The organism is Pseudomonas sp. CFBP 8772, assembly GCF_014841665.1.
Taxonomy (GTDB): Bacteria; Pseudomonadota; Gammaproteobacteria; order Pseudomonadales; family Pseudomonadaceae; genus Aquipseudomonas; species Aquipseudomonas graminis_B.
On sequence record NZ_JACYUI010000017.1, the window covers coordinates 39,312 to 52,857 of the forward strand.

At 60.1% G+C, this 13,546-nt stretch carries 6 protein-coding genes and 1 pseudogene; 1 reads left to right on the forward strand and 6 read right to left on the reverse strand.

The genetic code is table 11. The features are described 5' to 3' along the window. Positions 1-91: 91 nt before the first annotated feature. Positions 92-3,802, forward strand: a complete 3,711-nt coding sequence (gene metH, locus IFT99_RS24325) for a methionine synthase (protein ID WP_192135681.1) — start codon at positions 92-94, stop codon at positions 3,800-3,802. 216 nt (positions 3,803-4,018) lie between these two features. Here metH and tssF read toward each other — a convergent pair whose 3' ends face one another. The 6 genes and pseudogenes from tssF to IFT99_RS24355 all read right to left on the reverse strand — a co-directional run bounded on the left by tssF (position 4,019) and on the right by IFT99_RS24355 (position 13,545). After that, entirely contained in the window at positions 4,019-5,785 is a 1,767-nt protein-coding gene (gene tssF, locus IFT99_RS24330; protein WP_192135690.1) for a type VI secretion system baseplate subunit TssF, read from the reverse strand. A gap of 52 nt (positions 5,786-5,837) precedes the next feature. After that, positions 5,838-6,101 carry a PAAR domain-containing protein gene (locus IFT99_RS24335; RefSeq protein ID WP_192135692.1) on the reverse strand — a complete coding sequence of 88 codons (264 nt, stop codon included), beginning with the start codon at positions 6,099-6,101 and terminating at the stop codon, positions 5,838-5,840. Positions 6,102-6,211: 110 nt separating this feature from the next. Next, complete coding sequence (locus IFT99_RS24340; protein ID WP_192135694.1) at positions 6,212-7,654, reverse strand: DKNYY domain-containing protein; 1,443 nt, start codon at positions 7,652-7,654, stop codon at positions 6,212-6,214. Further along, positions 7,651-8,934, reverse strand: coding sequence for an SEL1-like repeat protein (locus tag IFT99_RS24345; RefSeq protein ID WP_192135696.1), 1,284 nt, complete (start codon positions 8,932-8,934; stop codon positions 7,651-7,653). The genes IFT99_RS24340 and IFT99_RS24345 overlap by 4 nt, the downstream gene beginning before the upstream one ends. Continuing rightward, a pseudogene (locus IFT99_RS24350) lies at positions 8,934-10,822 on the reverse strand (phospholipase D-like domain-containing protein). Before IFT99_RS24350 ends, IFT99_RS24345 begins: the two are co-directional and overlap by 1 nt. Next, positions 10,819-13,545 carry a type VI secretion system Vgr family protein gene (locus IFT99_RS24355; protein ID WP_192135698.1) on the reverse strand — a complete coding sequence of 909 codons (2,727 nt, stop codon included), beginning with the start codon at positions 13,543-13,545 and terminating at the stop codon, positions 10,819-10,821. The pseudogene IFT99_RS24350 and the gene IFT99_RS24355 overlap by 4 nt, the downstream one beginning before the upstream one ends. Position 13,546: the final 1 nt, after the last annotated feature.

The following is a 13,546-nucleotide window of genomic DNA, read 5'->3' on the forward strand; positions in this document are numbered from 1 at the left end:
TCCCGGAATGATTTAAATCCGTACAGGTTTGCTATTATTTCGCACCTTTCAGCGCCACCTTATTTCGTACTTCTTCATCCGGGTAACCTTCATGTCAGATCGCAGCGCGCGTCTTCAAGCACTCCAGCAGGCTCTTCAACAGCGAATCCTGATCCTCGATGGCGGCATGGGCACCATGATCCAGAGCTATCGGCTGGAGGAAGAAGACTACCGCGGCAAGCGTTTTGCCGACTGGCCGAGCGACATCAAGGGCAACAATGACCTGTTGATCCTGACCCGGCCTGACGTGATTGGTGCGATCGAGAAGGAATACCTCGACGCCGGTGCCGACATTCTCGAAACCAACACCTTCAACGCCACCCAAGTGTCCCAGGCTGACTACGGCATGGAAGCGCTGGTCTACGAACTGAACGTGGAAGGCGCGCGCCTGGCCCGCCAGGTCGCCGACGCCAAGACCCTGGAAACCCCCGACAAGCCTCGCTTCGTCGCCGGCGTGCTCGGCCCGACCAGCCGCACCTGCTCGCTGTCGCCGGACGTCAACAACCCCGGCTACCGCAACGTGACCTTCGACGAACTGGTGGAGAACTACACCGAAGCCACCAAAGGCCTGATCGAAGGCGGTGCGGACATGATCCTCATCGAAACCATCTTCGACACCCTCAACGCCAAAGCGGCGATCTTCGCGGTTCAGGGCGTGTTCGACGAGCTGGGCTTCGAGCTGCCGATCATGATTTCCGGCACCATCACCGACGCCTCCGGCCGCACCCTTTCCGGCCAGACCACCGAAGCGTTCTGGAACTCCGTGCGCCACGCCAAGCCGATTTCCGTTGGTCTCAACTGTGCGCTGGGGGCCAGCGAGCTGCGGCCGTACCTGGAAGAGCTGTCGAACAAGGCCGAGACCCACGTCTCGGCGCACCCCAACGCCGGCCTGCCCAACGAATTCGGTGAGTACGACGAAGCCCCGGCAGAAATGGCCAAAGTCGTCGAAGAGTTCGCCCAGAGCGGATTCCTCAACATCGTCGGCGGTTGCTGCGGCACCACCCCGGCGCACATCAAGGCCATCGCCAACGCCGTCGCGCCCTATGCGCCGCGGCCGATTCCTGAGATTCCCAAGGCCTGCCGCCTGTCCGGTCTGGAACCGTTCACCATCGATCGCAGCTCGCTGTTCGTCAACGTCGGCGAGCGCACCAACATCACCGGTTCTGCCCGTTTTGCCCGCCTGATCCGCGAAGACAACTACACCGAAGCCCTGGAAGTCGCCCTGCAGCAGGTCGAAGCCGGCGCCCAGGTGATCGACATCAACATGGACGAGGGCATGCTGGACTCGAAGAAGGCCATGGTGACCTTCCTCAACCTGATTGCCGGCGAGCCCGACATCTCCCGCGTGCCGATCATGATCGACTCCTCGAAATGGGAAGTCATCGAAGCCGGGCTCAAGTGCATCCAGGGCAAGGGCATCGTCAACTCGATCAGCATGAAAGAAGGCGTCGAGCAGTTCATCCATCACGCCAAGCTGTGCAAGCGCTACGGCGCGGCGGTGGTGGTGATGGCCTTCGACGAAGCCGGCCAGGCCGACACCGAGGCGCGCAAGAAGGAGATCTGCAAGCGCTCCTACGACATTCTGGTTAATGAAGTGGGCTTCCCCCCGGAAGACATCATTTTCGACCCGAACATCTTTGCCATCGCCACCGGCATCGAAGAGCACAACAACTACGCCGTCGACTTCATCAACGCCTGCGCCTACATCCGCGACGAACTGCCGTATGCGCTGACGTCGGGGGGCGTGTCCAACGTGTCGTTCTCGTTCCGGGGCAACAACCCCGTGCGTGAAGCGATTCACTCGGTGTTCCTGCTGTACGCGATCCGCAACGGCCTGACCATGGGCATCGTCAACGCCGGCCAGCTGGAGATCTACGACCAGATCCCGGCCCAGCTGCGCGACGCGGTGGAAGACGTGGTGCTCAACCGCACGCCGGAAGGCACCGACGCGCTGCTGGCCCTCGCCGACCAGTACAAAGGCGACGGCTCGGTAAAGGAAGCGGAAACCGAAGAGTGGCGCGGCTGGGAGGTCAACGAGCGCCTCAAGCACGCACTGGTCAAGGGCATCACCACGCACATCGTTGAAGACACCGAGTTGTCGCGCCAGTCCTTCAAGCGCCCGATCGAGGTCATCGAAGGCCCGTTGATGGCCGGCATGAACGTGGTCGGCGACCTGTTCGGCTCGGGCAAGATGTTCCTGCCGCAAGTGGTTAAGTCCGCCCGCGTGATGAAGCAGGCCGTGGCGCACCTGATCCCCTTCATTGAAGAAGAGAAAGGCGACAAGCCCGAGGCCAAGGGCAAGATTCTCATGGCGACGGTCAAGGGCGACGTCCATGACATCGGCAAGAACATCGTCGGTGTGGTGCTGGGCTGCAACGGCTACGACATCGTCGACCTCGGCGTGATGGTGCCGGCGGAGAAGATCCTGCAGGTCGCCCGCGAGCAGAAGTGCGACATCATCGGGCTGTCCGGCCTGATCACGCCCTCCCTGGACGAGATGGTTCACGTCGCCCGCGAGATGCAGCGTCAGGACTTCCACCTGCCGTTGATGATCGGCGGCGCGACCACCTCCAAAGCGCACACGGCGGTGAAGATCGAGCCCAAGTACAGCAACGACGCGGTGATTTACGTCACCGACGCCTCTCGCGCCGTGGGCGTGGCGACGCAGTTGCTGTCCAAGGAACTCAAAGCCGGCTTCATCGAGAAGACCCGCGCCGAATACGTGGAAGTGCGTGAGCGCACCTCCGCGCGCAGCGCCCGCACCGAGCGCCTGAGCTACGGCGCGGCCATCGCCAAGAAGCCGCAGTTCGACTGGGCCGCCTACCAGCCAGTGAAGCCGACGTTCACCGGGGTCAAGGTGCTGGAAGACATCGACCTGAACGTGCTGGTGGATTACATCGACTGGACGCCGTTCTTTATTTCCTGGGACCTGGCCGGCAAGTACCCGCGCATCCTCACCGACGAAGTGGTGGGCGAAGCGGCCACCTCGCTGTTCAAGGACGCCCAGGAGTTGCTGCGCAAACTGATCGACGAGAAGCTGATCCGCAGCCGCGCCGTATTCGGCTTCTGGCCGGCCAATCAGGTTGACCACGACGACATTCAACTGCTCGACGATAACGGCGCGCCACTGGCCAAGCTGCATCACCTGCGCCAGCAGATCATCAAGACCGACGGCAAGCCGAATTTCTCCCTGGCCGATTTCGTCGCCCCCCAGGGCAGCGGCGTCACCGATTACGTCGGTGGCTTCATCACCACCGCCGGCATCGGCGCCGAAGAGGTGTCGAAGGCGTATCAGGACAAGGGCGACGACTACAACGCGATCATGGTCAAGGCATTGGCGGATCGTCTGGCCGAGGCCTGCGCAGAATGGCTGCACCAGCAGGTGCGCAAAGAGTATTGGGGTTATGCCCGCGATGAGCAGCTGGGCAACGACGAGCTGATCAAGGAGCAATACACCGGCATCCGCCCTGCCCCCGGCTACCCGGCCTGCCCGGATCACACCGAGAAAGGCGTGCTGTTCGACCTCCTCGACCCGGCCCAGGGCGACGGCAAACCCGGCGTCAGCGGCGTGTTTCTCACCGAGCACTACGCGATGTTCCCGGCAGCGGCGGTCAGCGGCTGGTACTTCGCCCACCCGCAGGCGCAGTACTTTGCCGTGGGGAAAGTGGACAAGGATCAGGTGGAAAGCTACACCGCGCGCAAGGAGCAGGATCTGAGCGTGACCGAACGCTGGCTGGCGCCGAATCTGGGGTATGACGAGTAATCACGGCCCAGTCATTTTCGGCTGAACTGGATTCGGCCACTGCAGGACCTGTGGGAGCGAGCTTGCTCGCGAATACGGCATTCCAGATGCTGAAATAGTCGGCGGATTGCCGTCCTATATCGCGAGCAAGCTCGCTCCCACACCGCTATGTTTGCTCTGCGGCAGCGTAGCGTCTCAATGAAAGAAAATCTGCGACGGTGCCCGCCAATTAACGATTCACCCAGGCACTCGCTGGCTGTGATTTTCGCTCCACCGCAAATGTTTATCCTGCGGTTGCAGGATCAACGTCAGCTGGTTGAACAGATGAATGTCGGCGTACTGCGCAAAGAAGCGGTTGAGCAGTTCACCAAACAGGCAAATGTCCCCTTCCCCCGCGAAATGGCCTGCCTCCAGCGTGACTTCAATGTCCACACCGCGCAGCAGAAAACCGCCCTCAAAACGTTGGATCAGGTGATGACGAACCTCGATGATCGACTGTAACCGGCGCCGGTTCAGCGCACTGTCGGTCCAGTCGTAAAGCGCCAGCGTATTGCGCAAGACCTCGGCACTGTCGAGCAAGGGCAGAAAGCTTGAGCCCAGGTGACTGAGCACGCGCCAGTGAAAGCGGTCTTTGTCGGGTGCGTAACAAGGCATCGTCGGCGCACAGAGGTTGCGCACCGTCAATGTCCGCCGACTGGACTGCGCAGGCTGGTCCAGCACTGTTTCGGCCAGCGCCATTCGCGGCAGCTCGCCGTTGGTGCCCGTCAACTGCAGTGTCAGGCGGTGTGCCGGGTTCAAGCGGTCTTGTTCGAAACCGTCTCCTCCCAGGATCAGCCATGTGTCGTGGGACCCATCTGGCGCGGGTTTGAGCCGGGTATGGAAATAGCGCTCCGGAGCGTCGTCGCGCAGCATGCCGCCCCTGTGCTGAAAATGGCTGAAGGGCACATACTCGTGCCGCGCAGCACGCTTGCCCGCGATTACGCTGTCCACGGAATAGATGTCCGTGTCGGCATCCTCCACCTGCACTGGCCGCAGCCGGTAATCGGTCTGTAAGGGATCTAGGGCCAGAGGGTCCGCCTCCAGGGCAAACAGATTAATGACCGGCACGGCGTGAAGACGGACGTGCTCTGCACTGAGCGCGAACCCGCGGGGCCAGGGTTGACCGAGCACCACTTCAAGCTCTAACGCCTTGGTGTTGGCGTCCAGTTTCACCTGCTCCAGGCCCTTGAGCGTGAGGAACATGAATTTCTCGGGGAAGCTGAAATACTCCAGCAATAACGGGCAGCCGCTGAAACGGTCTTCGCCCTGAGGCCAGAGGCGATCCTCGTCGCCGAAGCCCTTGGGACTGAATTTGACAGCGACCTCCTCGCGCTCCGAACTCCCCCTGCGCAGGTAGACCTTGCGGGCATTGAGCGCCAGCGCCTGGTGCAAGGCGTTGGCCACGGGCGCGCTGGCATTCAGGTACAACGGCAGGTTGCGCAGGTCCATCGTTTCCCATTGCAACATCTTGCCCCGGGAGAACCGCAGCCTGATCACGGAGCGGCCATCCGCCTGCTGGCCGACCTTCACGGCATCGAGGGACAGCGCACGCAGCGTCAGGTCCTGTGTGGTGGTGTAACGGCAGCGAGTCCCCTGTGGGCCGACCGGTCGCGAGCGCACCTCGAAGCCTTTGCGGATCGTCTCGCTGGTCTTCATCTCATGGATGTCAGGCGAGAACTCGACGATCGACAGCGACGGAATCATGCGCAAATACTGCGGCCGCACCAGCCCGACCAATCCTTCCGTCAACTCCGGCAGGTCATCGTCGAGCTTTTCCCGCAGACGCCCCATCAGGAACGCAAAGCCCTGGAACAGCTGTTCGACAGCGGGGTCCTGCGCCCCGGGTCTGTCCAGATTCAACGCGGCGGCGCGGTCGGGGAATGCGGCGCCGTATTCTTTAGCCGCTTCGCGCAGGTAGCGCATCTCGGCGTCGAAGTACGCCAGCGTCGGGTTGTCCTTGCTCATGGCAGATGTCCTTGTCTTGGGTGTCTCGGGTGTTGATAAACATCCTGCCTGCTCAGCCGGCGCTGGCTTCCGGGAGGGAGGTGATCAATGCGCAGCCACACTCACAGAGGTCGTCGTGGAACGCGATGGGTACGCCGTCGTCGCTGTAGCCTGAGTTGCCCTGGGCAATGCGGGTGGTGCCATGGCCTGGCAACGGGCAAAGCACGATGTCGCCTACGCGCGCTGCGCCAATGCCTTCGAAGATCATTGCGTCCGAGCCGGTTTTGACGATGCCGCCGCCGGTGGTGGTGTCGCCGATGCGGATGATGCCTTTCATGGTTGATTCCTTTTGCTAAGAAATGTAAGTGATTCATGGCTTCAGCGAAGCCAGGCAAAGACTAAGACTGCTGTTACAAACGTAAGACTTATCCAAAGTGGGTAGGTCCGCTAAGTCCCCCATCCACTAATAAAATTCAGCGTTGGGAACTTACTATTTCTCAAGAGCCTATAGCTTGCGCCCCCTCTGATGAGATAGAAGACTCCGTCAACGTCTGCAATATGGAAGTCGGTAGAAGCGGCACCTATAAACTTGCTTACCCCATGACGATGAAAATAAAGAACGTCTTCACCTAGCTGGGCTACAACCCCTTTTACGTTGGCCGATGCCAAAACCTCACGAAATGACCAGCAAGAATGAATCACCCCGCTCGCAGAAACGTCGCACGGAAGTAAAATCTTTGGCTCTCTAAAATCAGCCGCTCCAATATTTATTTCATCTCGGAACGAAACACTACCACTTTTAGATATATAGAAAGTCTTCCATTGCGCATCTGTACCAAAAGGAAAAATAACCTTGAAAGTTCTGGGATCAGCACCATCCAAACGTTGACCTCTGAAGTAGACGCCATCGTTCGTGACGCTATATTGCTTGATCTGCGCGTTCTGCCAAGGAAGGTACGCTTCGGAGGACTGAGAAAGCGGCTTGTAGTCTGGGCGAAACCAGATCATATCATCCTTATAATCACTGGGAGATCCTATAAGTCTATCGCGGGCTACTGAGAGCTCATACAGAGTTCCCTGAGTGTATAGATACCGCTTAGCTTTGTGAGAAAACATATACATGCCAGGGGAAACTTTATTTTCAAAACGAACCAACTTGTAAGCCGACAAAAAAACCACATCGTTACCTAACGCGGCGAAAACCCCACCCTCTGCCTGAAGGAGCTGAGTTAGGTCATCCGTCTCGCAGACAGTGAAAGCCTCCGGACATTTAGAGGGTTCGAGCAAGCGAAACAGAGTGAGATCGACATCACCCAGGCTTTGCCCGCCAACAAAGGTCATATCCCCGGTACGAAAGACACTTACAAAGCTCCACAATTCATGGTCACCTAATGGAAAGATAACCGAGAAGTCTTTGGGGTCGGCCCCTTCCAACAACCGTCCTTCGAAATACACACCCTGTTCGCCCACGGCATATTTGTTGAATTGTTTTTTTTGCCAGTCCAACAGTCCGGATTCTGTGGCTTCTAAAACCCTGAACGCAGGCGACAGCTTTTCTACCTTGGTTAACTTTCGACGCTCTACTGTCCGAATGTAGCCCTTCATCTCCAGCAAACACTTAAAGCTAGTTAAGTTGGCAACTATCGAAAAATACCCAAACCCGCAGTTTTTTTCAGGTGAATACTCTCGCTCCTCCCAATACACCTGCCCTTTTCTGACCCTGTAATCACCTGCGAGTAACTGATCATAGGGCAGACAACTGTTCATCGCGCCCCGCCCGTTTTCCCGCTCTTCGCAGACTGGCATTTTGCTGTAGAGCTCAAACAACCCTGTGGTCAGCAGCATTGTTGCGGACAGCAGGAAGAACGCCTTCAGAACCCACTTCTTCATGCCAGCCTCCACCAGACCCGTACCGGGCCTTCGTGCTCGCTCTTGGCAAGCGGCCAGATTCGGTCGCGGTAGTAGCACATGCGCTCGACAGGGAAAACGTCTCCTTGCTCGAAGTGACGAACAATCGGCTGGCCGTCGGGGGTGTGCAGTTCCCGGTGCACGACCACCTGCCACCAACCACTGACCGGGCACTTGGTCCCGGCGACGCATTGGTCGGCCGACAGGTCTGCCTGGCTGAAGCCCTTGGCGCCCGGCATCGGTCTGCCGGTGACGGGGTCGATTTTCAGGTCCCGGGTCAGGCGCTGAATTAACTCCGGCGAAGGCTTTTCCGGCGGGACATTGGCTTCGCGGGCTTCCAGCCATTGCAGCTTGCCGTCCCACGGCGGCAGCTTGGCCGGGGGCAGCGGGAGGATTTCGTTGATTTCGGGGACTTTTGGGTGGGCGTAGGAGTAGTCGGCGAGGATGCTCCAGATTTTGTTGTAGCGCTCGGCGCGGTCGAGATCTTTGTCGAGAGCCAAGTAATGCAACTCATCGGTCGGCTCCGGACCTCGAAAACTGTCATCCAGCCATCCTGCGGAAGTTTCATCGCCTGCGGCGACGCCGAGCTGAAATGCCTCAAGCGCGTCTCGGTATTGCCGCCTACCTTGGAGATTGACTGCTAGCTCCAGCGCTGCATCTCCATGCCCTTGCTCAGCCGCACACCGACGCATCTGCCGCGCGACATCGGGCGCTCTGCTGCTCGGCGCCAGCGCATCGCCAATCTCGTATTGAGCTTGGGCACTTCCTTCGTCGGCCGCCTTGCGCAAAAAGCGCAACGACATCTCCATATCTGGTTTCAAATCGGCAATACCGTTTTTCAAAAATAGCGACACGAAGTAGTAACCCGTGGCTACGTTTGCATCGATCAGGTCTTGACTGAAGCGCAGGTGCTCGTAGCCCCGGAGTTTGTATTTCCCGCGCAGGCTGCCGTTCTGCAGGTTGATATTGGCCTTGGTATGACCATTCTCAGTGGCGATACGGTACAGCCGACTAATTTCAAGGTCGGTATCCGGGTCTTGTTTCAGCTGGTTGTTCTTCTCCAGCCAGCGGGCGTACTGGAACAGCACATCGCTGTCAGCACTCCCCGGAGTTAGCGTTTCGTGTTTGCAAGTAAAGGCCAGGTTGTCCTTAATTGCAGCGAGGGATTTCATCGGGATGTCCTTGTCCGGTAGTGGTCGTAACCCGTTGCCGTTGTCGCAGGCAGTCATGGCTAGGCAGGCAAGCAGCAGTAAGCGGCGCATCAGTCGAGGTTCGTCAGCGTGGCGGGGGAGTAATGAAATTCGACGAGGGGAGCGCAAGGTTGCTTACCCTTCTCGTCTGCGCGGAGGTCCTTATTTTTCTTGATGATTTCCTGCCAGGCCTTGAACGCAGCTTTCGGCTGATCCTGGATCCCCTTCCCCGCCGTATGCAGATCCCACAACGTCCGCCTCAACGCCTGAGTTTCACTCGCCCACTCATGGGCAATATTCAATTCGCTATCAACCTGCATGCTGCGGGTGTTGATGTTGGCGGAGCCATGGGTGGTAAACACGTCGTCGACGATCATCAACTTGGAATGGATGTACACCGGCATCCAGTTACCGGGAAGTGAGTCGGGCGCCACCAGCGAGCAGATATGCACTTTGAGGTTGGGGATGTCCTCGGGCTTGAGGACTTCCTGTTCGATGGCCTTGATCTGGCCTTCGAGCACGGCCCGCCGGAAGGCCGCCGCGCTTTCGGCGTCGCGCTGCTTTTGCAGGGCCTTTTCACTCATCTCGCTATTTGGCCCGGTCAGCAAATGGCTCACAAAGGTCATCGCCTGGTCCGCGATCAATTCGCTCAGGTCCTGCTCCTGCGCGGCGGCTTTTGCCTTTGCAGCCTCGATGCGCTGCAGTTGGGTGATTTTCGGCATGGTGTCAGCGCGCCCCAGGCTGTCGAGCATGCGGTGAGTGTTGACCGTGCCTTTGCCGATGCCGTCGTCGGTCACGTTGGTGATCACGAACAGGTGCAATGCGCCGTGCTTGCCGGGGTCGCGTCCGCCCTGGGTCTGGGCGATGGCGGCCTTCTTGATCATTTCGGCCAGGGGCGGCCAGCGAAAGTACTGGTTTTCGATGTAGATGAAGCCCGTGGCGTTGTTCACCGCTTGCAGATAAAGCGTCTCGATGTCGCGTCGGCCTTCCTGGGCCTGGGTGCGCAGGATCTGGGCGAAGTGCCGCTGCTCGTTCGGCGGGCATTTCAGACGTTTGCCCAGGGCCATGGCGTCGCGGGTGGTCATCAGGTCTTCGCCCGTCGCGTCGAACCAGGCCGTGGCGAAGTTGTGGTGCAGGTGCTCAAGTATCGGCCCGGCCACCTGGCTGGAAATGTCCTGACGCGGCGTGTCACCCCGAGGCCCGGCATTGGGCGCGGGTTTACTGGCTTTGTCGCGCTTGAGCGCCGAGTGCTGATCCGTGTCCCAATATTCGTCGAGGGTGTTGTGGCCCATGACGAAACCCACCGCGTGTTCGGGCGCTTCATAGTCCACCAGCACGGTTTTCTGATGGTGGGTGACGGCAATACCGAGGGCTGCGAACGTGATGGCGCTCAGGTTCGGATCGGCGCTGTGATACCGGGCCTGGTGAACGATCTCGGCGCGGTCGAACAGGCTGCGTAAGCCGGGTATTGTTCACTGATGCGCTTGGGTGCCTGGCCAGCGGCAATGGCACACTTGGCGAACCAATAACGGTCATAGCCGTATTCGACGTCGGCGGTGTGTTGCATTTTACGATCGTCGAGCGCAAGCAACCCCTTGCCTGGAAGGTTAGCTTCGCCCGCCATGCCTGCGGTATTGAACGGCGCCTCCCAGCCCAATACGCGTACCTTTACACCCTCCTTGGCCTTTTCCATGAGCAGCGCGCCGATGCTGGGGTGCTTCCCCCCGTTGCGAATGAAATACATCGACGGCTGAAATCCCCAGCAGATGATGTCCACCGAATGGGTCGCTTTTTCGATGGCCTCATGCACGGCACCAAAGGTCTCTTCGCCGTTCACCAGCGGCATGTACGTCGTCAAAGCTGGCGGGTACTCAGAGTCCTGCACGAACCAGGGGGGCGTCAGAGTCACGGTGTCGGTTTCTTGAAACGATACGGGCGCGACGATTTCGGGCTGCGTCATGGAGCCTCCTCTTCCTGATCGGCGGTGTTATTCAGCACGGCGGCGTACTGCGTGCGGTGGTCGGCGTGCGAGGCGGGCTGATTGACCGGGGTGTCGGGCGCAGAACGGTGGTTATGCAGGCCCTGATTGGCCAGCCTTCCCTGCTCGGGATGGCGGTAAGCGGTCACGGCGGGAATGCGGTAGCTGACGCCGTTGGCCATTTCCAGCCGGTATTCCTGCGTCGTCGGCTGATGATCAACCTCGACATGCCCGCTGCCGTCCATGACGCCCTCGGTGATCAGTCCGCCATCGGCATAAAGCTTGTAGGGCATGTGAGTCCAGCTGCCGCCAAGGTTGGGCGTTGCGGCCAACTTCAGGCGCAGGGGCTGACGGGTCAGCTGTTTCGGGGAATCGGGATGGTCGGCAGCCATGGTCGCGCCGCCCTTGAGGAACTGAAAAGTCGCGGCCTTGAGGAGATGGTCGCCCGCCGTCCCCGACTCGATGAGGCCTTGTTCAAGGGTCAGATAGCTACCTGCGGCGTTCAGCACGATCTTCTTCTTGGCGACGATGTGGATCTCGTCTTCGGTGCTGGTGATGCTCAGGCCTTGCCGGGCCAGCAGCTCCAGCGTGTCGTTCTGCGCCTGCACGGTGATCGGGCCCTGATTGGCGATCAGCTTGATGCCCATCTGGCGCACGAACAGGCTCAAGCCTTTGCCGACGCCGATGAACATCCGCTTGACGACGCCGATGTCGGCTTCGCCGCCAGCGTTGAGCATCAGGTTGTCGTGTGCCGCCAGTTGCAGGTGCTTGCCGCTGGTGAGGGCAATGCCTTGTGGGGCGCTGAGCAACAGCACGGCGGATTTGAGCTGTTCGAGGTTCTGTTCAAGCAGGTCCATTTGCGCCTGAACCCCGGCGGGCTCCGCCCTGCTCGCCTGGGCATCCTGAGACAGCCCTTGCAGTTGCTCCACCGCATGCTGCAGGTGAGCAATCGCCGCTGCCATCTCAAGTTGCTGCCCCTGGGCGCCGGCCTGTTCATCGGCGCTGATGAACAGCCCTTTGCCGCTGCGGATTGCCCCCCAGCCATCGGTGCGCAGTTCGAAGCCTTCGCCGCGCTTTTGCTTGCTGGCGTCCACCAGATGCCCCAGATTCAGCTGACTCTTGCCACTGTGGTCGGTGCTGAGCTTGACGTGCTCCTTGCCGCGCTCGTCTTCCATGCGCAGTTTGTTGTTGGCCGGCGTGCGCAGCACGTTGCGGGTGAAGTCCCGGTCCGCCAGGGTCACCGGGTCCGGGTGCCGGTCGTCGTGCAAGGCATGGGCGATGTAGGGCCGGTCGGGGTCGCCATGCTCAAAGGCCACGGCCACTTCGGTGCCGGCAATCAGCGGCAGGTGCAGGCCGTGGGTGTCGCCGGCGTAGGCCCGGGCCAGACGCAGCCACGCGCTTTCTTCACCGGGCTCCCAGGGATCACGGTCGAACAGGAAGTTGACCTTGTAGCGACCTTCCTTGTCGATGTGGCTGTAGGGGTCGTTGGCGATGACGCTGGTGACACGGGCGGCAACGGTGCCGGCGAGCTGCGGCTTGCGCGGCACCGGGGGACGGAAGCAAACGGTCTCGCTGAAGGGAATGGCCACGAAGGCGACTTCGAAACTGCGGTCCCGGGCGGCGCGCAGGCTCAGGCCCGTAATCACGGCGCCGGGTTCAAACGCGTTGGGGGCGTCACCGGTGACGTCGAGGATTTGCCCCAGCGCCAGGGTCGCACTGCTGCTGACGCCGGTTAAACGCGTCTGGGCATTGAGATAACGTTCGTGGCGCAGCCGGCCATAGAAGAAACCGCTTTCGCTTATAAGGTCTTCGTCCTGATCCCGTGCGTCGCCCAGCACGGTATAGGGTTCGGCATAGTGATAGGCCTCGCCGTAGGTGGTGGTGGCGCGGCGGCTCTGGTCCACCTCGCCGTCGAGCCAGGCATTGGCATCCCGTGGGTCGTAGGCACGAAAGTGGATGCGCTTTTCCACCACGCAATGGTCGGATTGCAGCTGCCACACAGCGTCCTGGTCATGGCTGTCCAGCCCCGAGGGCGAGCGACACGGCACCGGGATTTGCGGCCATTGGTAATGGCGCTGATCGTCGTTGAATTCGATCACGTCGATATCAAGACGGGCGTCGTGGGCGAAACGAAACCAGATGCCCACCTCGGCCAGCAGCCGTGAGATGAATGCCAGATCGCTTTCGCCGAATTGCATCACTTGCTCGCGCCGGGGGTAGTCACGGACGAGCTTGAAGCGGAAATCATGGCCTTCCATGCCGTGGCGACTGCGCAGAATGCTGTCGACAATCTCCGGCACCGACCTGTGTTGGTAGATACGGTACTGATGCCCGCGGGACAGCAGCGCCAGCCGCGGTTCAAGGGTGACTTCGTAACGCGCCTCGTCCCTGGAGGCTGACAGGCATTTGAAACCGGTGACCACGCCACACAGGGTGCGCAGCGGGGGTACGGCGGGTAACGGCAAACCGCCCATGGCGCTGGGGAGCACGTGGGGAGCAGTGTGCAGCGTGAACTGCGCGGCTTTGCCGAGCATGTGACCGGCGCCAATATCCTGAACCGTCGAGGTGAACTCGATGACGTAGCTGAACGGCTGGCTGAGGTGTTCTTCGCCCGTGAACGTCAGCACGTCGAGGTCGGCATTCAAGTCGTCGAAGCGCAGGGTGTGACGGCTGTGGTCAAAAAAGGCCGGGAGTGAGTCCGTCATG